General features: G+C 63.6%; 18 protein-coding genes and 1 pseudogene. 13 read left to right on the forward strand and 6 right to left on the reverse strand.

The window, feature by feature from the left end; genetic code table 11:
• The gene (locus ABIE53_RS28995; protein WP_192699002.1) at positions 1–222 is read right to left on the reverse strand and encodes a hypothetical protein; all 222 of its coding nucleotides are present in this window, start codon (positions 220–222) and stop codon (positions 1–3) included.
• Between the two features lie 192 nt (positions 223–414).
• Between ABIE53_RS28995 and ABIE53_RS29000 the strand changes: the two genes are divergently transcribed.
• Entirely contained in the window at positions 415–660 is a 246-nt protein-coding gene (locus ABIE53_RS29000) for a DUF6723 family protein (protein ID WP_006047043.1), read from the forward strand.
• A gap of 20 nt (positions 661–680) precedes the next feature.
• Here the strand turns inward: ABIE53_RS29000 and ABIE53_RS29005 are convergent, their stop codons facing one another.
• Positions 681–917, reverse strand: a complete 237-nt coding sequence (locus tag ABIE53_RS29005; protein WP_006047044.1) for a hypothetical protein — start codon at positions 915–917, stop codon at positions 681–683.
• A gap of 170 nt (positions 918–1,087) precedes the next feature.
• On the opposite strand from ABIE53_RS29005, the gene ABIE53_RS29010 reads away from it, so the two are divergent.
• The 4 genes from ABIE53_RS29010 (at position 1,088) to tkt (ending at position 4,645) form a co-directional block, all read left to right on the forward strand.
• A complete protein-coding gene (locus ABIE53_RS29010; protein ID WP_006047045.1) occupies positions 1,088–1,420 on the forward strand; it encodes a hypothetical protein in 333 nt (110 codons plus the stop codon).
• A gap of 26 nt (positions 1,421–1,446) precedes the next feature.
• Positions 1,447–1,617 (forward strand): hypothetical protein, encoded by a 171-nt coding sequence (locus ABIE53_RS29015; RefSeq protein ID WP_006047046.1) that lies wholly within the window; start codon positions 1,447–1,449, stop codon positions 1,615–1,617.
• 99 nt (positions 1,618–1,716) lie between these two features.
• Positions 1,717–2,319 carry a cupin domain-containing protein gene (locus ABIE53_RS29020; RefSeq protein WP_374710211.1) on the forward strand — a complete coding sequence of 201 codons (603 nt, stop codon included), beginning with the start codon at positions 1,717–1,719 and terminating at the stop codon, positions 2,317–2,319.
• Positions 2,320–2,560: 241 nt separating this feature from the next.
• On the forward strand, positions 2,561–4,645 hold the full coding sequence (tkt, locus tag ABIE53_RS29025) for a transketolase (RefSeq protein ID WP_192699001.1): 2,085 nt from the start codon (positions 2,561–2,563) through the stop codon (positions 4,643–4,645).
• 64 nt (positions 4,646–4,709) lie between these two features.
• Here tkt and ABIE53_RS29030 read toward each other — a convergent pair whose 3' ends face one another.
• The 3 genes from ABIE53_RS29030 to ABIE53_RS29040 all read right to left on the reverse strand — a co-directional run bounded on the left by ABIE53_RS29030 (position 4,710) and on the right by ABIE53_RS29040 (position 8,025).
• Entirely contained in the window at positions 4,710–5,795 is a 1,086-nt protein-coding gene (locus ABIE53_RS29030; RefSeq protein ID WP_192699000.1) for a hypothetical protein, read from the reverse strand.
• A 112-nt stretch (positions 5,796–5,907) separates the two neighbouring features.
• Positions 5,908–6,966 (reverse strand): cell division protein ZapE, encoded by a 1,059-nt coding sequence (gene zapE, locus ABIE53_RS29035; RefSeq protein ID WP_192698999.1) that lies wholly within the window; start codon positions 6,964–6,966, stop codon positions 5,908–5,910.
• A 156-nt stretch (positions 6,967–7,122) separates the two neighbouring features.
• Positions 7,123–8,025, reverse strand: a complete 903-nt coding sequence (locus ABIE53_RS29040; protein ID WP_006047051.1) for a YihY/virulence factor BrkB family protein — start codon at positions 8,023–8,025, stop codon at positions 7,123–7,125.
• A 135-nt stretch (positions 8,026–8,160) separates the two neighbouring features.
• Between ABIE53_RS29040 and ABIE53_RS29045 the strand changes: the two genes are divergently transcribed.
• From ABIE53_RS29045 to ABIE53_RS29075, 7 genes and pseudogenes are all read left to right on the forward strand, one after another.
• Positions 8,161–9,315, forward strand: coding sequence for a ligase-associated DNA damage response exonuclease (locus ABIE53_RS29045; RefSeq protein ID WP_192698998.1), 1,155 nt, complete (start codon positions 8,161–8,163; stop codon positions 9,313–9,315).
• Positions 9,312–10,999: pseudogene (locus ABIE53_RS29050) on the forward strand (ATP-dependent DNA ligase). Before ABIE53_RS29045 ends, ABIE53_RS29050 begins: the two are co-directional and overlap by 4 nt.
• A gap of 128 nt (positions 11,000–11,127) precedes the next feature.
• Positions 11,128–11,586, forward strand: a complete 459-nt coding sequence (locus ABIE53_RS29055; RefSeq protein WP_006047054.1) for a response regulator — start codon at positions 11,128–11,130, stop codon at positions 11,584–11,586.
• 255 nt (positions 11,587–11,841) lie between these two features.
• Positions 11,842–12,708 (forward strand): SDR family oxidoreductase, encoded by an 867-nt coding sequence (locus ABIE53_RS29060; RefSeq protein ID WP_192698997.1) that lies wholly within the window; start codon positions 11,842–11,844, stop codon positions 12,706–12,708.
• A 180-nt stretch (positions 12,709–12,888) separates the two neighbouring features.
• The gene (locus ABIE53_RS29065) at positions 12,889–13,449 is read left to right on the forward strand and encodes a (2Fe-2S)-binding protein (protein WP_192698996.1); all 561 of its coding nucleotides are present in this window, start codon (positions 12,889–12,891) and stop codon (positions 13,447–13,449) included.
• Positions 13,446–14,450: an FAD binding domain-containing protein gene (locus ABIE53_RS29070; protein WP_192698995.1), complete on the forward strand. Its 1,005-nt coding sequence runs from the start codon at positions 13,446–13,448 to the stop codon at positions 14,448–14,450. Before ABIE53_RS29065 ends, ABIE53_RS29070 begins: the two co-directional genes overlap by 4 nt.
• Positions 14,447–16,696 (forward strand): xanthine dehydrogenase family protein molybdopterin-binding subunit, encoded by a 2,250-nt coding sequence (locus ABIE53_RS29075; protein WP_192698994.1) that lies wholly within the window; start codon positions 14,447–14,449, stop codon positions 16,694–16,696. The genes ABIE53_RS29070 and ABIE53_RS29075 overlap by 4 nt, the downstream gene beginning before the upstream one ends.
• A gap of 89 nt (positions 16,697–16,785) precedes the next feature.
• Here the strand turns inward: ABIE53_RS29075 and ABIE53_RS29080 are convergent, their stop codons facing one another.
• A complete protein-coding gene (locus tag ABIE53_RS29080) occupies positions 16,786–17,205 on the reverse strand; it encodes a PRC-barrel domain-containing protein (protein ID WP_192698993.1) in 420 nt (139 codons plus the stop codon).
• A gap of 204 nt (positions 17,206–17,409) precedes the next feature.
• On the opposite strand from ABIE53_RS29080, the gene glgX reads away from it, so the two are divergent.
• Positions 17,410–19,626: a glycogen debranching protein GlgX gene (glgX, locus tag ABIE53_RS29085; protein WP_107709799.1), complete on the forward strand. Its 2,217-nt coding sequence runs from the start codon at positions 17,410–17,412 to the stop codon at positions 19,624–19,626.
• The last annotated feature ends 32 nt before the right edge of the window (positions 19,627–19,658 follow it).

Consider the following 19,658-nt stretch of genomic DNA (forward strand, 5'->3'; position numbering starts at 1 on the left):
TCAAGCCCGCCGCACGCCAGGCCGCAGCGCATGCAGCGGCGGTGGCGCCGCGGGCGGATCGCCTTCGGGTGCGCCCGGCGGCGGGCCGCCTGGATCGTCGTCCGGCGCGGGCGGCGGATCGGGATCGATGTTCGGCGGCGGCGGCGCTTCCGGGTCTACCTCGGGCGGCGTCGGCGTGTGCATGACAAAAGTGGCTGCGTCGTGCGGCTCCCATAGAATCATCGTGACCTCCGTCATCGTTCGTGTTTTGCGCGCAATGCGCACGCCTCTCTGATTCCTCCATCGCCTTTTGCGTAGCGGCTTTCGCGCGTGGAACGGACGTTGCTCCGTTCCGTCACGCGGCATGCGCGGAGCATGACGCGGCACAGCGTGGGCTGCTCCCCGAGCAGCGGGTACAGGGACAAGGAAATACACATGGCGCGACACAAGGCCGACGTCGCCGACGGCGAGTTCGAGATTTTCGCCAGCTATCACGGAACAGGCGACGGCCGTTACGTAGGTGGACTGAAGGTTGTCCGCAAAGCGGACAGGAGAATTCTTTTTCCGTTCGACGGCGCTCCCGAGATCGGGCCCTACGAGACGGCGGACCAGGCGCGCCGCGCCGCCATCGAGTACGGCAAGCAGATCGTCGCTGCCGACCGGGCTTCGCCGGAAAAGTGACGACAGCGCGCTCGCACTCGTCAAGGCATTCCGCCTAACGAAGGCGAGATCGTGCTGCCGCGGTTCGGATCGTCGGGATGTTCGTCCGGGACCACGGGACGCGCCGACAGCGGCGGATGGCTGCGATAACACACGTCGATGGAATCGTTTATTACGCATTGCGCGAATGCGTCCGCGTCGCTCTTTTGCGAGAACGTGTAAAGCGTTCGCTCGACTTGCACTTCCGTATCGGACACGCGAATGGTGGTGACTGTCATGAGGCGCTCCTTTTTACAAAGATGAATCCGAAGCTTCAGCCTGTTCGATGCAATGGCCGTGCCCAACCCGCGCGCGCATGCGTGCGGTGTGTCGAGAGAACGCGGGCTTCGCGTGATGGGGTCCGTATGTTGCTGGCATAGCGGAGTAGCCGATAAAAATGGAGAGCGCCATGCAGCCCAACACGCAGCAAGACACGCAACCTGATCCGCAACGCGATCCGCAAGCCGATTCACAACGTGACCCGCAACTCGACGCACGCCGCGACGATTCCGCCACTGCCGACCTCGCGCCGGAAGTCAAAGAGCGCAACAAGCCGAGCGGCGAGCAATACGTCGAGCCGAGTCCGCTCGGCATCGAACCGGTCGTGCAGACGGGCGTCGATCGGCAAACGAATCCGCCGCGCTCGAACGAGCACCCCGAGCAAACCGCCGAGGTGCCGCTCGGCACCGGCACGCACGGCGAGCCCGCGGGCGGCGGCGGGCGCGCGTCGCACAAGAACTGATCGCGTCAAACCGAACGGAGAGACACATGCAACAGGACAACGAACCCCTCAATCCCGGCGATGAAGCGCCCCCCGACGCGCCCGGCGTCGGCGAAGACATCTGCCGCGCGTGTCACGGCACCGGCAAAGTGGAAGGAAAGCAATGCACGGTGTGCGGCGGCACGGGGAAAGTGCTGCAAGGCATCGGCGGCGGTTGAACGCGCCGTGCGAGCGGGCGCGCTTTATGCGGCAGTGCAAGATCGTCCGTGTCCGGCATGCGATTGCCGGACCGGCCACGCTACGCACAGGAGCCATGTATGGACCGAAACCCGCACGGAAGTTCGCACATAAACTCGCCCGAAGGTTCGCACCAAGACTCGATACACGCGTTCGATGCAGCGCAAACCGAGTACGAAGCCTTCATGCTCGAACCGCACGACTGGGTGCCGAATAACCGCAAGCTGCCGGTCGTGATTTACCGGCAAGCGGTCGATCCGGCCATCGGCGATCTTGCCGCCGCGTTCGAAGTGCTGTTCGGCCGCAACGAGTGGCCGCCGCAGTGGCGCGACGGCATCTTCGACTACCATCATTTCCACTCGACCGCGCACGAAGTGCTCGGCGTCAGCGAGGGTTCGGCCGAAGTGATCGTCGGCGGACCGGGCGGGAAAGTGGTGAGCATTTCTGCCGGCGACGTCTTGCTGCTGCCCGCCGGCACCGGCCATTGCCTGCAATCGTTCGAGGGACACTTTCGTGTCGTGGCCGGCTATCCGGCGGGCCAGCAGTGGGACATTCGCCGCGACGCGCTCACGCCGCAGGAACTCGCGGCGATGCACGCATTGCCGTTTCCGCCGATGGACCCCGTCGACGGCAAGCACGGCCCGCTTTGCGAGCACTGGCTTGGCGCGGCTGAATGCCGCTAGTGCGTTCAGTGCACCGGATATCAGCGGTGCGCGAAGTGCGGCTGATGTCCGAATCCGCAAGCGCGTGTGCAAGCCCCCCGTAAACGCCCCGCGATGTCACGCCGCGTGCACATTTGCGCGCATCGGCGCATCATCGTCAACGCCTGGGCGATGTTCATGCGTTGCGTGTGAACACCGCTCCCCTGCGACGTCGCGGCAGCGCGCGCGGGCAATCTCCCAACGGCCGAACAAGGAGTGTCCCATGCAAAACGATCCCGCCCTCGATCAGCTGTGCATCAACACGATCCGCACGCTGTCGATGGACGCTGTGCAGAAAGCCAATTCCGGCCACCCAGGCACGCCGATGGCGCTCGCGCCGGTTGCCTATCATCTGTGGCAGAACCATTTGCGCTACGACCCGGACGAGCCGCTGTGGCCGAACCGCGACCGCTTCGTGCTGTCGGTCGGGCATGCGTCGATGCTGCTGTATTCGCTGCTGCATCTCGCGAACGTGAAGGCCGTCGACGAAGAAGGCAAACCGACCGGCGGTCCCGCGGTGTCGCTCGAGGACATCGAACGTTTTCGTCAGATCGACAGCAAGACGCCGGGCCACCCCGAGTACCGGATGACGACGGGCGTCGAGACCACCACGGGTCCGCTCGGCCAGGGTCTCGGCAACAGCGTCGGCATGGCGATGGCCGCGCGCTGGTACGAGAACCGCTTCAACAAGCCCGACGCGCCGCTCTTCGATTACCGCGTCTACGCGCTGTGCGGCGACGGCGACATGATGGAAGGCATCTCGCACGAAGCGGCGTCGCTCGCCGGCCACCTGAAGCTCTCGAACCTGATCTGGATCTACGACAGCAATCGCGTGACGATCGAAGGGCACACCGATCTCGCGTACAGCGACGACGTGGAGAGCCGTTTTCGCGGCTATAACTGGCACACGCTGCATGTGAACGATGCGAACGACGTCGCCGCGCTCGAAGCCGCGTTCGTCGAAGCAAAAAGTATTACCGACAGGCCGACGCTGATCGTGGTCAATAGCATCATCGGCTGGGGCGCACCGAACAAGCAGGACACCGCGTCCGCGCACGGCGAGGCGCTCGGCGTGCAGGAAGTCGCGCTCACCAAGAAGTTTTACGGCTGGCCCGAAGACAAATTCTTCTATGTGCCCGACGGCGTTCACGAGCGTTTCGCCGCAGGCATCGGCGCGCGCGGCAAGGCGGCGCGCGAAGAATGGCAGGCGAAATACGATGCCTACAGCAAGCAGTATCCCGAGCTCTCGCGCGAATTCGCGTTGATCGAAGCGCATGAATTGCCAGTGGGTTGGGACAACGACATTCCGACCTTCGACGCGGACCCGAAAGGCATAGCCACGCGCGAATCGTCGGGCAAGGTGCTGAACGCGATTGCCGCGCGCGTGCCGTGGATGATCGGCGGCGCGGCCGACCTCGCGCCATCCACGAAAACGAATCTGAAATTCGAGGGCGCGGGCAGTTTCGAGCACGACAACTACGGCGGCCGCAATCTGCATTTCGGCATTCGCGAGCATGGCATGGGCGCGGTGGTCAACGGTCTGGCGTTGTCGAACCTGCGGCCGTTCGGCTCCACGTTCCTGATTTTCAGCGACTACATGAAGCCGCCGATTCGCCTGTCGGCGATCATGGAAGTCGAGGCGATTTATGTCTTCACGCACGATTCGATCGGCGTCGGCGAAGATGGCCCGACGCATCAGCCGATCGAGCAACTCGCCTCGCTGCGTGGCGTGCCCGGCCTGACCGTGCTGCGTCCGGGCGATGCAAACGAAGTGGCCGAAGCATGGCGCGTCGCGCTGACGCAAAAGCGCCGTCCTGCGTGCATCGTCGTATCGCGGCAAGCGCTGCCTACTTTGGACCGCAGCCGCTATGCATCCGCCGAGGGCGTGAAGAAGGGCGCCTATGTGCTCGCCGATGCACCCGACGGACAGAAGCCGCAAGTCATTCTGATGGCCACCGGCAGTGAGCTTTCGCTCTGCGTCGACGCCTACGAGAAGCTGAAGGCCGAGGGCATTGCGGCGCGCGTGGTGTCGATGCCTTCATGGGATCTGTTCGAGCGGCAGGACGAGGCGTATCAGGATGAGGTCTTGCCGCCGGACATCGACGCGCGAGTCGCAGTCGAGCAGGCCGCGACGCTCGGTTGGGACCGCTACGTCGGCAGGCTTGGCGCGCAAGTCGTGATGCACACGTTCGGCGCTTCTGCGCCGCTTGCGGATCTGAAGAAGAAGTTCGGCTTCACGCCCGAGCATGTTTATGAAGCGGCGAAGCAGCAGATTGAAAGAGTGCAGAGCAAGCGCAGCCAGGAGTGATGAACGCGCAAGCAATGGGCTAAAAACCGGCGGCGTAAAAACCGCCGGTTTTTTTATCGTCAACTCAATTCGCAGGAATCGTCACGACGGGCGCCTTGCTGCTGGTATCGGCTTCGGCGAGCGCCATCAGATTCTGCACGACCGTGAACGCGTATTTCGAGTCGAAGTCGTTGCGGTCCACCCAATACGACGACGCGCCATACGGGATCATCACGTAGGCATTCTCGGGCGCGGTCTTGCCCGAATGAATGACGATGGTCGGCCTCGTCTCGCCGCCGATCAGACCCACGGTCGGCTTCGTCGAACCGTCGCTGATGCGCTCGGCGGGCACCTGTGCCTGCGCGCCGAGATCGGTCAGGATGCCGAGCACCGAACGTGTCACCATCGGAATCTTGTCGGCCTTCCGCCATGCCGACGACGGTCCGTAAACGATTTCGTAGCTGCGCGTATTCGACGAAAGATGCAGCAGCTTGCGCACACGCGCGACGTCGGCGGTGATTTGCGGCGAGTCGCCGCTGGTGGTTGCGCCCATCACGAGAAAGACGCGCATCGGCTCGTTCTTGTCGCCCGTGTTGCGCGATTCCACATTCAACTCGCCCGCGAGTTGCAGACGCCGCAACGCGCGCAGCAATTCGAAAAAGCCCGGCGCGCCGGCGCTGTTTTCACCGCCGAGCGCATTGCCGTTCTGCAAGCCGCCCACCGATTGCGCGGTAATGCGCAACAGCAGATCGATCGGAACGCCGCCTTCGGCGAGCGGCAGCACGAGCGCCGGCGCGAGCGGCCGGATATAAGCGGAGGCGAAGGCTTCGCCGGTGGTCGGTGTGAACGTGAAGGTCGGGTGATTCGAGTACGACACGCTGCCGGTGGCAAGCGCATAGTTCGGCTGACTACCCGAGCCCACGTTCGCGGTCGCGCCGCCGCCGGCATCGAACGTATAGGCCGCGATGATGCTGCTGACCGTGAGAAACGCCGGTGCGTCGCCATAGCGCAAGCCGACCACGGCCGCGAGAATCTCGCGCTTTTTTGCATCGCCGAGTGCGCGGGCGTAGTCGACCTGATCGGCCTTCAGGCGCGCGGGGCCGATATGCACGCAGGCAGAAGAAAGGCACGCCGCGCACAGTGCGGCGGCGACCGAAACGGCTTTGATCATCTCGGGGTGTTTATCCGCTGAAGAATGAAACTTCAACGGCGGTAGCACGGTGCATTCCTGCATCGAGCGGATGCGGGTTTTTAAGCGTGCTGGCTCAGCGTTCGTCGGCCGTTTACGCGGGCCAGTCCATCGCATCGTCGAGCGCATTCCGATAGCCGCGCGATTGCATTTCCGCGAGCCGGCTCAGCGTTCTCGACAGATCATGCGCGCCTTCGAGGCCGCCCAACGCGGCATGAATCGGTTGATCCGATGCAATGAACAGCGCGCGCTTGCGGTCGTAAAGAATGTCGACGAGCCATACGAGCCGCTGCAGCGTATGCGCTTTCGTGAGCCATTCGGTACGCACGTTGTCGACGATGAGCCCACGCCAACGCTCGGCGAGATCGAGGTAGTCGAGGTGTGAACGGCTCGCCACGCAAAGCGCTTCGAAGTCGGCCCACAGAAGAGCCGCGCCGACCGCGCGCGCAATCAGCGGGCGGCTTGCTGCGCTGACCTTCGTCGCGTCGAGTGCGCCGCTGCTTTCGTAGCGCAGAAAAACATCGCGCAGCGCGTCGCCGGTCGCGGCATCGAGTGGAGAAAAGAAACGCGGCGACGGATGCGCCTGACCGCCGAAACGATAATCGCGCGCGCCGTCGAAATGAATCACGCGAAAGTGCTGCCTGATCTGCCCGATGGTCGGCAGGAAGCGCTCGTGAAACTCCGGGTCGGACAATAGATGCTCCGGCGCGTAGTTCGACGTCAGCATGATGCGCGTGCCGAGCGCGATGGCCGTGTCGAGAAAGCGGCCCATCAGAAACGCGTCGGCAATGTCGTGCACATGGAATTCGTCGAAGCACAACAGCTCGATGCCATCGAGCCATTGCTTCGACACGGAGCCGAGCCGGTCGTCGCCACGCGGTTCGTTCACGAGGCGCCGGTTCATCTCGCGCAGAAACTCGTGAAAATGCAGACGCCGCTTGCGGCAATCCGCGAGTTCGAACACGGTATCGACCACGAGGCTTTTGCCGCGTCCAGGCAGTCCGTGGCAATACACGCCCTGGTATCGTGAGTGAAAATCGCGCGCAGCCGGGCGGAGTAATTCGGCGAGCGCCGCGATGGCCTCGCGTTGCCTCGCATCGGCAACGATGCCGCGCGCGGCGAGACTGTTTTCGATCAGCGCTTCATCGAGCATAGGGTGCGCTGCTGGATCGACAGGGGTTTATCTTGTGGCGCTGAACGGCGCTCATGATCGAATCCCGTAAGTGCGCCGGAATGGAAGCGGCGAATGCGCGTAATGTTACCGCAGCGTTTTGGCAGCGCCGTGCCGCGCCGTGCATCAGGAACACACTCAGCCAGTCTTGATCGGCTGCTTCGGCGCGTCTTGCGGCTCGAGGCCGAAGCGCTCGTATTGCGCGATCACCTGTGCACCGAACAGCAGCAGCGTCGCCAGCCATTCCAGGCTGAACAGAATCACGATCGCCATCGTGAGCGAGCCGTACACCACGCTGACCTGCGAAAGCGTCGCGAAGTACCACACGAGAACATGCCGCGTGATCTCCCACAACACGGCCGCGACAATGCCGCCGAACAGCGCGTGCTTTAGCGAAGGCCGTCCTACCGGCATCACCATATAAATCGACGTCAGCACAAAAATCTCACCGGCGAGACCCAGCAGATACAGCAGCACGCGCGACGCACCTTGCAACGAAACATAGGTGCCGAACAGATCGATGCCGGCGGCGCCGACCGCTTCGAGTCCACTCGACACAACGGTGACGATCAGCGCGCCGACGCCGAGGAACAGGATGTAGCAATAAGGCAGCAGCGCCGAGAGCAAAAAATGCCGCCGCCGTATGACCACGCGATGCACGAAGATCAGCGACATCGCATTCTCGAGCACGGTGAACGCAAGCGAACTGAAGAACAGCATGGTGACGAACAGCACCCAGCCGACCACCGCGCGATGCGCGAGGAAATTGGCGAGCTCATGCACGAGCGCCTTCGACTGGCCGGGCACGAGCCACTGCAGAAGATGCCCGAGCGCTGACAGCAAAACGTGTTGCGGCACGATGCGCGACAGTGCGATGACGATGAGTATCATCAGCGGCACGATGGAAAGCAGCGCGTAATACGCGACCGCGCCGGCGAGCAGCAGTCCCTGGTTCGCGCGAAATGCTTTGAGCGCGTCGAGCGTAAACCGGCCCGGATGTTTCGCGACGTACAGCGTGCGTCGATCGATGATGAAGTGCATGGGTCCTCGCAACAAGCGCGTTTCGTGCCGCCGATGAGCGGCGCATTCCGACACGCCTGATCGCAAACATAAGCAAGAAAGCCGCCATGCTCATGACAGTCCACCCGGGAATAACCTTTGCTTGATACGGGCGACATGGCATCCGAACCCACCTCGAATATCGCAGCGGACAATGCCGGCCCCGGGGACCTCGTCATCGCACGGCCCGAGGGTTTGTATTGTCCGCCGGGCGATTTTTATATCGATCCGTGGCAGCCCGTCGAGCGCGCCGTCATCACGCATGCGCATTCGGATCATGCGCGCTTCGGGCATCGGCACTATCTCGCATCGCGCGCGGGCGCGAACGTGCTGCTCTCGCGTCTGCCCGACATCTCGCTGCAAACGCTCGCGTATGGCGAGCGGCTCGACATCAACGGCGTGACCGTGTCGCTGCATCCGGCGGGACATGTGCTCGGTTCCGCGCAATTGCGCATCGAATACGGTGGCCGCGTGTGGGTCGCATCGGGCGACTACAAGCTGGACCCCGACCCGACCTGCGATGCATTCGAGCCCGTGCGTTGCGATACATTCATCACCGAATCCACCTTCGGTCTGCCGATCTACCGGTGGGACACGCCGCAAACCGTGTTCGACGGAATCGATTCATGGTGGCGTCACAACGCGGCCCAGGGGCGCGCGTCGGTGTTGTTCTGCTATTCGTTCGGCAAGGCGCAGCGGGTGCTGGCGAGCGTCGACGCGGGCATCGGGCCGATCTTCTGTCATGGCGCGGTCGAGCCGCTCAACCGCGCGTATCGCGAGGCCGGCGTGCGCTTGCCGCCGGTACGGCTCGTCAGCGAAATTCCGCCGAAAGAGAAGGCCACGTTCAAACAGGCGCTGATCGTCGCGCCGCCGTCGGCGCAAGGCAGCGCGTGGCTCAAACGCTTCGGCGACTATAGCGACGCTTTCGCGTCGGGCTGGATGCGCCTGCGCGGCGCGCGCCGCAGGCGCGGCGTCGACCGCGGCTTCGTGCTGTCCGATCATGCGGATTGGCCCGCGCTGCAAACGGCGATTCACGCGAGCGGCGCACAGCGCGTCATCGTCACGCATGGATCGGTTGAACCGATGGTGCGCTGGCTGCGCGAGCAGGGGCTCGAAGCGGGAGCCTTCGCGACTCAATACGGCGACGACACGGTCGAAGCCGATGCGTTGGGCAGCGTCGAAACGGTCGTGCAAGACACGGTGACACATGCACCGGGCGACGAAGCCCGCGCGCCCGCATTCGACGCCCACGATACCGCGAGCCGTTCATGAAACGCTTCGCCGCTCTCTACACCGCGCTCGACGCGACCACGTCCACGCATGACAAGCTCGAAGCGCTCACGAGTTATTTCTCCGTGGCCGAGCCCGAAGATGCCGCGTGGGCATCGTATTTTCTGGCGGGCGGCAAGCCGCGGCAATCGGTGCCCACGCGCCTTCTGACCGAGTTCGCGCGCGAACGCGCCGGCTTGCCCGCATGGCTTTTCGAAGAGTCGTATCACGCAGTGGGCGATCTGGCGGAGACCATCGCGCATATCCTGCCGCCCGCGCAACGCAGCTCCGAACTCGGCCTCACACAGTGGATCGAGCAGCGCGTGCTGATCTTGCGCGGTCTTCCGCCGGATGAATTGCGCACGCGTCTTTTCAGCTATTGGGATGAACTCGACTGGAGCGGCCGCTTTTTACTCACGAAGCTGATCGGCGGCGGGCTTTCGTGTCGGGGTCGCGCGGCAACTCGTCGTGCGAGCGCTCGCGGAAGTGGCCGGTGTCGACCATAAGCGGATCGCGCAACGCATGGTCGGATGGACCGATTCGCGGCAGAAGCCGGACGCCGCGCGCTATCTGCGGCTGATCGCGCCCGAGGCATCCGAGCTCGCCGGCGACGATGCGCAGCATCCAACAGAGCGGCACGACAGCGATCTCGGCCTGCCGTATCCGTTCTTTCTCGCGCATCCGTTGCAGGCCGATCCCGAGACGCTCGGCGATCCGTCGCACTGGCTGATCGAATGGAAGTGGGACGGCATACGCGCGCAACTCGTCAAGCGTGCGGGACGCGTGTGGTTGTGGTCGCGCGGCGAGGACCTGATTACCGATCGCTTTCCCGAAGTCACCGCGTTGGGCGAGGCCTTGCCCGACGGCTTCGTGATAGACGGCGAGATTCTTGCGTGGGAGCCGGGCGCAATCGCGCCATTGCCGTTCGCGCGTTTGCAAACCGCGCATCGCGCGCAAGACGCTGACGAAAAAAATTCTCGCCGATTCGCCCGCTGCATTGCTCGCTTACGATCTGCTCGAAGCGGACGGCAAAGATTTGCGCATGACGCCGCTCGTCGAACGGCGTGCGCGTCTCGACGCGCTGGCGGCATCGCTCGACACCACGCTTGCGCGCGATCTGCTGCGCGTATCGCCGCTCGTATCGGCCGCGGATTGGCAGACGTTGGCTGCACTGCGTGAAGAAAGCCGCGCGCGCGGCGTCGAAGGCTTCATGCTGAAGGAGCGCGAGTCGCTGTATGGCGTCGGCCGCACGAAGGCTTCGGGTACGTGGTGGAAATGGAAGATCGATCCGTATGCGGTGGACGCCGTACTGGTTTACGCGCAGCGCGGACACGGTCGACGCGCGAGCCTCTACACCGACTTCACGTTCGCAGTGTGGGACGAAGCCAATGGCGTGCGCACGCTCGTGCCGTTCGCCAAGGCGTATTCGGGTCTTACCGATGAGGAAATGCGCCAGGTTGACGCAATCGTGCGCAAGACTACGATCGAGAAGTTCGGACCGGTGCGCAGCGTGACGCCGACACTCGTATTCGAAATCGGCTTTGAAGGCATACAGGCGAGTACGCGTCATAAATCCGGCGTGGCCGTGCGCTTCCCGCGCATGCTGCGCTGGCGCACGGACAAGCATATCGACGACGCCGATACGCTCGCGATGCTCAAGGGTTTCATCGACGATCGGGCCGCATAAGCGCCGCAGTCATTCACCAAGCATCTAAGCCACACCATGTAAGCAACAACAACGCGGCGCGGGAGCGAATCTTGCGGCCGTGCGCCGGGTGCCGCATAGCGGCGCACGCGACGATCAAGGAGAAGAAGGTGACGCTCGATAACCGATTCGACGACAGCGAAGACGTGGTCGTATGGCGGCCGATCCAGTATGCGATGGCGTCGCACCGTCGCGTGCTGGTGGTGGACGACTATCGTGAAGCAGCCGATGCGCTGCAGATGCTGCTGAACGCGGACGGATTCGAATGCCGCGCGCTGGACGACCCGCACGCGGTATGCGATATGGCGTCGGAGTGGCAACCGTTTGCGGTTGTGCTTGACATCAAGATGCCGGGAATCGACGGCCTCGAACTTGCGCGGCGCTTGCGGGCGCATCCATCGACGGCGCATATGCTGCTCGTTGCGTGCACCGCGTTCGCCTCGCGCGACGACCGCGCCCGCGCGCGCGCCGTGGGTTTCGACGCGCATTGCGCGAAACCGTTGACGCCGGAACGGCTCTTGCGCGTGCTCGAATCGGCTGCTGCGCTGCATGCGGCGGGGCCGCCGTAAAGCGTGCGCGGCCTTTGAAAAAACTGCGATTGCCGTTTCGCTGCATATGCTTGCCGATTCCCTCTATTCGCGCAGATCGCGGCGCGAGCGTCACACTTCATCCACGCGTTGTCCTCATCTTTTCCCAACATCTTCTACCGCCGCACGCATGCGCCGTAAAAAACCGCATGTATGCAGGCCCGCGGGTTGCTCACCCTGTTGCAACGCCGTGCGTCTCGCACGCCGCGCATGTTCATCAGCAATCTGGAGGATCGTATGAGCGACAACGAACGTCCTACGCCACCGTTCGACGGACAGCAGCAGGATCAAACGCCGGGCCGCACCGCGCCGATGCAGCCGCAGCCCGATCACGGCGAGAAATCGTATAAGGGCTCGGGCCGCCTCGCCGGCAAGGCGGCGATCATCACGGGCGGTGACAGCGGCATTGGCCGCGCGGTCGCCATTGCGTTCGCGCGCGAAGGCGGGGACGTGCTGATCGCGTATCTGAACGAAGACGACGACGCGCGCGAAACCGCGCGCTGGGTCGAAGAGGCGGGCCGCAAGGCGGTGCTGGTGCCGGGCGACATCACCGATCGCGCGCATTGCAATGCGATCGTCGACAAGGCCGTGCAGGCATTCGGCCGGCTCGACGTGCTCGTGAACAACGCCGCGTACCAGATGACGTATCCGTCGCTCGACGCGATCACCGACGACGAGTGGGACAAGACCTTCGATACCAACATCGGCGCGATGTTCAGGATCTCGCGCGCGGCGGTCAAGCATATGAAGCCGGGCGGCGCGATTGTGAACACGACCTCGATCAACGCGGACCATCCGAACCCCGGCCTGCTTGCGTATGCGACGACCAAGGGCGCGATTCAGAACTTCACCGGCGGGCTCGCGCAACTGCTCGCGGAGAAGGGCATTCGCGTGAATTGCGTCGCGCCGGGGCCGATCTGGACGCCACTGATTCCATCGACGATGCCGCCTGAGAAGGTCGAAAAATTCGGCCAGCAAGTGCCGATGAAGCGGCCAGGCCAACCCGCCGAACTCGCGCCCGCTTACGTGATGCTCGCCTCCGACGAAGCGAGCTACATTTCGGGCGCAACCATTGCAGTCACGGGCGGCTCGCCGATTATTTAGGCATATTGATTGAATCTCGACGCAAGCGAACCGCAGTTTGTGCGCTAGTGCAGACAGCGGTTCGCGCGAGAACGTCCCCGATATTTCGACACGCGCCTTCCTGCCGGGCACGGCGTTTGCGCGCACCACTAGTTCTTCCTAGCGCTCGCTGTGCGTCACCCTCGTCAGGAGAACCTCCCCATGAATACAACCACTGCGGATACGCCGCTGGATGTCGCGCCGAGCGACGTCGAGCGCGTGCCGGTGAGCTTCGACATCAACGGCAAACAGCATGCATTCGGCGTCGAAGCCTGGACGTCGCTGCTCGATCTGCTGCGCGAACATTGCCATTTGACCGGCACCAAGAAGGGCTGCGACCACGGGCAATGCGGCGCATGCACCGCGATTGTGAACGGGCAGCGCATTAATACCTGCCTTGCGCTCGCGGTTGTGTACGACGGCGCTTCGATTACCACGATCGAAGGACTCGCGAACGGCGAGCAGTTGCATCCCCTTCAACAGGCTTTCATCGATCACGATGCGTTTCAGTGCGGCTACTGCACGCCGGGGCAAATCTGCTCCGCCGTCGCGATGCTCGAGGAAGGCCACGCGAAAACCGCCGACGACGTGCGCGAACTGATGAGCGGCAACCTATGCCGCTGCGGCGCGTACAACAACATCGTCGCCGCGATTCTCGATGTGTCCGAACCGGCGGAAGCGGCGGAAGCAGCCGAAGTCGGCGATGCAGGAGCGCGGCCATGAACCGCTTCTCGTACACACGCGCGAGCGAAGTGCCGCAAGCCATCGACCAGCATCGCGCGAACCGGGCGGCTGCGTTTATCGCAGGCGGCACGAATCTCGTGGACCTGTGGCGCGAGAACGTCGCGCATCCGCAGCTCGTGATCGACATCAACCGTTTGCCGCTTCGGCAAATCGAGCCGACCGCCGCGGGCGGACTCAAGATCGGCGCGCTCGTGACCAACAGCGCGGCCGCCTACGACGCGACGATAAGCGCGCGCTACCCGTTGCTCTCGAAGGCGATTCTCGCGGGCGCGTCGCCGCAGATTCGCAATGTGGCGAGCGTCGGCGGCAATCTGCTGCAACGCACGCGCTGCCTCTATTTCTACGACGCGGGCACGCGCTGCAACAAACGCGAGCCCGGCACCGGCTGTCCCGCAATGGAAGGCGTGAATCGCATGCATGCGATTCTTGGCGCAAGCGAGCATTGCATCGCCGTGCATCCGTCGGACATGTGCGTCGCGTTGGCCGCGCTCGATGCAACGGTTCATCTGTCAGGGCCGGACGGTTCGCGCGTGCTGCCGTTCGGGGACTTCCACCGCTTGCCTGGCGACACGCCGCACATCGACACCAACATGCGCGACGACGAGCTGATCACCGCCGTCGAGTTGCCGAAGCAGGGCTTCGCGGAACATCACGCTTACGTGAAAGTGCGTGACAGGGCTTCGTATGCGTTCGCGCTGGTCTCCGTTGCACTCGGGCTCGAGCTGGACGGCGACATCATCGTCAATGCGCATTGCGCGCTCGGCGGCGTTGCACACAAACCGTGGCGTAATACGGATGCCGAAGCATCGCTGAGCGGCAAGCCGCTGAATGCCGACACCGTGCGCAACTTCGCGACCGACATCCTGCGCGATGCGCGCGGCCGCCGCGGCAACGCGTTCAAGATCGAATTGACGGCGCGCGCCATCGAGCGTGCGTTCGCGATGGCGGCGCAACGTTCACTGGAGGAGCACGCGCGATGAACCGCATTGAGACTTTGCCCGCGTTGCGTGCGAGCGGTGTGCCGCACAAGCGCGTCGACGGCCGGCTGAAAGTGACCGGCGCCGCGCAGTATGCGGCCGACTTCAGCGCCAACGGACTGACGTATGGCTTCGTCGTATCGAGCACGATCGCGGCGGGAACCATCGTGTCGATCGACTCATCGGCGGCACTCGCGTTGCCTGGCGTGCTGCATGTGCTGACCTGGCAGAACCGCCCCGAGTTGCCGCGCGAGGACAAGCCGTACAAGGACATGGTCGCGCCCGGCGGCAGCCCGCTCCGGCCGCTGTGGGACGACCGCGTGTGGTACAGCGGCCAGCCTGTCGCGCTGGTGCTCGCCGAGTCGCTCGAGCTCGCGCGTCACGCGGCATCGCTCGTCGACGTGCGTTATGAATCGGCGCCGCATCGAACGGAGATGGGCGAAGTGCTGATGAACGCCGAGCCGCCATCCACGGAGAAGGGCGGCTTCGATCCGCCGCCCGAACCTCGCGGCGATGCCGACGCCGCGTTGGCGAACGCCGCGGCGCGCGTCGATGCGTTCTACAGCACGCCCGCGGAATATCACAATCCGATGGAAATGCATGGTTGCACGGTGGTGCCCGACGAGCATGGGCACTTGACCGTGTATGAAAAGACTCAGGGCGTCGTCAATACGAAGTCGTACCTGACGGCCGTATTCGGTTTGAAAGATGATGAATTGCAGGTCGTCTCGCCATTCGTCGGCGGTGCATTCGGCTCGGGTTTGAGGCCGCAGTATCACCTTGCGCTTGCGGTCATGGCCGCGCTTGAATTGAAGCGGCCGGTGCGTGTCACGCTGACGCGCCAGCAGATGTTCACGTTCGCGCATCGGCCGCAATCCATTCAGCGCGTGGCGCTCGGCGCTGATGCGGACGGCCGCTTGCAGGCGGTGATTCACGAGGCGGTATCCGAGACCTCGCAGTACGAGGATTACTGCGACGTCGTGGTGAACTGGGCCGGCCAGCTTTATCGATGCGAGAACGTGACGCTTGGCTACAAGGTTGCGCGGCTCGATGTGCCGACGCCCGCCGACATGCGCGCGCCGGGCGCGGCGCAAGGTCTTTTCCCGCTCGAAGTCGCGATGGACGAACTCGCGGAAGCATTGCGGATGGACCCGCTGCAACTGCGCCTCATCAACTACGCCGAACGCGATGCGAACAAGAATCTGCCGTTCTCCAGCAAGGCGTTGCGCGACTGCTATCGCGAAGGCGCGGCGCGTTTCGGCTGGGACAAGCGGCCGCTCGCGCCACGCGCGCGGCGCGAGGGCACCGAACTGATCGGCTGGGGCATGGCGACGGGCGCGTGGGACGCGATGCAAAACGAAGCGTCGGCGCGCGCGGTGCTCACGCGCGATGGACGCGTGACCGTCTCCAGTTCAACCGCCGACATCGGCACCGGCACCTACACCGCGATGACACAGATCGCAGCGGATGCACTCGGCGTGCCGCTGCAGGACGTCGTGTTCGAACTCGGCGATACGCGCCTTCCGAAGGCGCCGATAGAAGGCGGATCGTGGACGGTATCGTCGGTAGGCAGTGCGGTCGATGCCGCGTGCAAGCGGCTGCGCAATCGCCTTGTCGAACTGGCGCGGCAATATGGCGGCGGACGTTTCGCAAGCATTGATCGCGACGACATACGACGCATGGGCAAGCGCCTCGTATGCGGTCATGGCACGGCCGACGCGATCGACATCGACGCGTTGCTTGAGCGCGCCGGCCTCGACAAGCTCGAAGAACAGGCCACCGTGAAGCCGCACGAAAAGCAGCAGGCGTATTCGATGGGCACGCATTCGGCGATCTTTGTGGAAGCGCGCGTGGACGAAGCGCTGGGCACCGTGCGCGTAACGCGCGTGGTGAGCGCGGTTGCGGCGGGGCACATCGTCAATCCGAAGACCGCGGCAAGCCAGGTGGCGGGCGGCGTGGTGTGGGGCATCAGCATGGCGCTGCATGAAGAAGGGCAGTTCGATCATGACATAGGCCGTCAGATGAACCATAACCTTGCCGAGTATCACGTGCCGGTCAACGCGGATATTCACGACATCGAGGTGCTCTTTGTCGAGGAGCACGACACGATCGTGAATCCGCTCGGCGTGAAGGGCGTGGGTGAAATCGGCGTGGTCGGCGTGGCGGCCGCGGTGAGCAACGCGATCTGGCATGCAACGGGCAAGCGCGTGCGCGACTTGCCGATTACGCTGGATAAACTGTTCGCGTGAGTTCGCTATGGCGAGGAGCGTAGCGCCGTGCCGCGGTGCATTGGCCGCGCCGCGCGCTCTCGCCACTTCGAGGCGCGCGAAATGCAGCCTCAATCCGCGTACTTGAATTCCGGCAATGCCTCCAGCGACTTTTTGGTCGCCTCCGGCAAAACCACGCGACGGTTGGTAATCTGCAGATCGTTGAACGGAACGGCCACGAGATGCTTGCCGATGCCGAGGAATCCTCCGACGGACAGAATCGCGTAAGTGCTGCGGTCGCCGCCTGGCGAGACGATCAGATCGTCGACTGTGCCGATGGTGTCCTTGTTCTTGTTGAACACGTCCGCGCCGGTCAGCTTCGATGCGCGATAGCCGCTCGCGAGTTGCACGACGTCCGTGCGCTTTTCGGTAATCGCCTGCGGCGCGCCTTGCGCATGCGCGTTGCCGGAGAGCGAAAAAGGCGTTAGCGGCACGAGCGTGCTGACGAGCAGCGCTGCCGCGAGCAGCGCCTTGGATTGCATGCTTCGCATGATGGTTTCTCCTTGTTATGTCTCGCGCCGGTCGCGGCGCGTCGAGCCGAGTCGGCTTTCAAACGCGTTACCGCAAATTGCATGCCGCGTCGCCCCGTGGCGCGCGACGTCCAGGCCCGCGGATTGCTACAGGAGCGAGCCTCTTATCCGTATCGCCTACACTAAAAAGGCGCGTGCGCGCCCATGCTTCTCACAGGAAAACCTATGTCATCCCCGGCCAATTACTCGACGCGTATCGCGGAAGGCACGCCTTTCCCGCTTGGTGCGACATGGAACGGAAACGGCGTGAACTTCGCGCTGTTCTCGGCGCACGCAACGAAAGTCGAACTGTGTCTGTTCGATGAAACCGGTCAGCATGAAATCGAGCGCATCGAATTGCCGGAATATACCGACGAGGTCTGGCATGTGTTCGTGCCGAACCTGAAACCGGGCGCTGTGTACGGCTATCGCGTGCATGGTCCGTATGAGCCGGAGAAGGGTCATCGCTTCAATCCGAACAAGCTGCTGCTCGACCCTTACGCGAAGGCGCATATCGGCGAACTGAAATGGGCGCCGGAAATTTTCGGGTACACGCTCGATTCGGAAGACGCGGATCTGTCGTTCGACGAGCGCGACAGCGCGCCCTTCGTGCCGAAATGCAAGGTCGTCGACGCGAACTTTTCGTGGATTCATCCCGAACGCAATCCGTTGCCGTGGGACCGCGTGATCTTCTATGAAACGCATGTGCGCGGCTTCACGAAGCGTCATCCGCAAGTGCCGGAGAATCTGCGCGGCACCTTCGCCGGACTCGGGCAGAAGGCGGTGATCGACTACATCAGGAGCCTCGGCGTGACTTCGGTCGAACTGATGCCGATCCAGACCTTCGTCAACGACAGCTATCTGCTCGACAAGGGCCTCACGAACTACTGGGGCTATAACACCATCGGCTTCTTCGCGGCCGATCCGCGTTTCTTCGCGTCGAACAACGAGTCCGTCAGCGAGTTCAAGGGCATGGTGGACGCGTTTCACAACGCGAATCTCGAAGTGATTCTCGACGTGGTGTACAACCACACCGCCGAAGGCAACGAACGCGGGCCGACGCTCTCGTTCAAGGGCATCGACAACGCGTCGTACTATCGGCTGATGCCCGATGAGCCGCGCTATTACATCAACGATACGGGCACGGGCAATACGCTCAATCTCTCGCATCCGCGCGTGCTGCAGATGGTGACCGACAGCCTGCGCTACTGGGTGACGGAGATGAAGGTCGACGGTTTTCGTTTCGACCTCGCGACGATTCTCGGTCGCGAGCCGCACGGCTTCGACGAAGGCGGCGGCTTTCTCGACAGTTGCCGGCAAGACCCGGTGCTCTCGAGCGTGCGGCTCATTGCGGAGCCGTGGGATTGCGGCCCCGGCGGCTATCAGGTCGGCGGCTTTCCGCCGGGCTGGGCCGAATGGAACGACCGCTTTCGCGATACCGTGCGCGCGTACTGGAAGGGCGACGAGGGCATGGTCGCCGATCTCGCGACACGTCTCACCGGATCGGGGGACAAGTTCAATCATCGCGGCCGACGCCCGTGGGCGAGCGTCAACTTCATCGCCGCGCACGACGGCTTCACGCTGAACGATCTCGTCTCGTACAACGACAAGCACAACGAGGCGAACGGCGAGGACAACAAGGACGGCCACTCGGATAACAAGTCGTGGAATATGGGCGTCGAAGGTCCGACCGACGACCCCGAGATTCGCCAGCAACGCGAGCGTCAGAAGCGCAATCTGCTTGCCACGCTGCTGCTCTCGCAAGGCACGCCGATGATCCTTGCCGGCGACGAGTTCGGCCGCACGCAGAAGGGCAACAACAACGCGTATTGCCAGGACAACGAAATCAGTTGGGTCGACTGGGAAGGTATCGACGACGACGGCCGCGCGCTCACCGAGTTCGTCAGAAACCTGACGACGCTTCGCCACCGCTTGCCGGTGCTGCGCCGCAGCCGCTTTCTGACGGGCGAATACAACGAGGCGCTCGACGTGACCGATGCGCGCTGGCTCGCGCCGGACGGCACCGATCTCACCGCCGAGCAATGGGCCGATCCGCTGATGCGCTGCTTCGGTCTCGTGATCGACGGCCGCGCGCAGGCGAGCGGCATCCGCCGTCCCGCGTCGGATGCGACGTTGCTGCTAGTGCTCAATGCACACCATGACGTCGTCAACTTTAAATTGCCCGACGTGCCCGAGGGCGAGCGCTGGACCTGCCTGCTCGATACCAACATGCCGGTGCGCCCGGACTTGCCGCAGTTCAGCGCCGGCGACGAGTATCAGGTCACCGCGCGTTCGCTGCTGCTGTTCGCACTCGAAGCGCCGAGCCGCGCGACGCAACGCGTGTTCGACAGACTCGAACAGCAACTCACCTCGGATGAAAGCGAAACGCCGCCCGCTAGCTGAGCGGGAATAGCACTTGCTTTGCGTGGATGGCC

Source organism: Paraburkholderia sp. OAS925, from assembly GCF_040543975.1.
Lineage (GTDB): Bacteria > Pseudomonadota > Gammaproteobacteria > Burkholderiales > Burkholderiaceae > Paraburkholderia > Paraburkholderia graminis.